This window comes from Vibrio sp. 10N.222.55.C6 (assembly GCF_041473395.1).
In the GTDB taxonomy this organism is placed as follows: domain Bacteria; phylum Pseudomonadota; class Gammaproteobacteria; order Enterobacterales; family Vibrionaceae; genus Vibrio; species Vibrio crassostreae_C.
The window spans coordinates 1-216 of the sequence record NZ_JBFRSD010001314.1 but is presented as its reverse complement, the minus strand read 5'-3'; the positions used below and the strand labels follow the sequence as shown (position 1 = coordinate 216).

Annotated in this window: 1 pseudogene; it reads left to right on the top strand. The window is 51.9% G+C overall.

What is annotated here, in order from left to right:
- Nucleotides 1-216 (top strand): annotated as a pseudogene (gene flgP / locus AB4486_RS28675) (flagellar assembly lipoprotein FlgP); the annotation flags it as partial.

The following is a 216-nucleotide window of genomic DNA, read 5'->3' as shown; positions in this document are numbered from 1 at the left end:
CAGGTTTACGGCATGCGAGTAAGCGGTCGAGCAGAACTTGAAGATCAACGGCTTGGTACAGAGCGTACGTCAGGTGCGGTTGATGGTGTTATCCGTGGCGCAGAAGTGGTGCGCAGTTACCCTGTGGGTGATAGCTACGTAACAGAGCTTCAGTTGGATATTCGCAAGATGGATCAGCTACGTAACTACGGTGAAGTTCAGGCAGTACCTGAGAAG